Consider the following 369-nt stretch of genomic DNA (forward strand, 5'->3'; position numbering starts at 1 on the left):
CCCCGAGATGATTACCCGGCCGATTTGCATATCGACTATCCCAAAAAGTTGAAACGATGGTTCCCGCTGGTTAAATGGTTTCTAGTTATTCCGCATTACTTCGTGTGGATTGCGTTTACCGGCTACGGTGTTGTTTACGATACAGATAAAGTGGCCGAAAGATCTTTTCTAAACCCGCCCGTTCCCATTGAGATTTTTACTGGTGATTTCGACATGTACGATCTAGAAAATTTAGAAAGTACTAGGTTTCCGGGACTTAACCCGATATTGATACTTATAGCACTGATTGCGCTACTATTTACAGGCAGGTATCACAAAGATATTTTCCGGTTGGTTATGGGAATCAATCGATGGGGTTATAGGGTATCT

1 protein-coding gene is annotated in these 369 nt (G+C 42.3%); it reads left to right on the top strand.

Features of this window, described 5'->3' with window-relative positions:
* Positions 1 to 369 (top strand): hypothetical protein (locus S1OALGB6SA_RS10410; protein ID WP_230204523.1); only part of this gene is annotated, 369 nt, incomplete at both ends.

Origin of the sequence: Olavius algarvensis spirochete endosymbiont, assembly GCA_900608495.1 — a bacterium.
In the GTDB taxonomy this organism is placed as follows: Bacteria; Spirochaetota; Spirochaetia; order DSM-2461; family DSM-2461; genus UBA2779.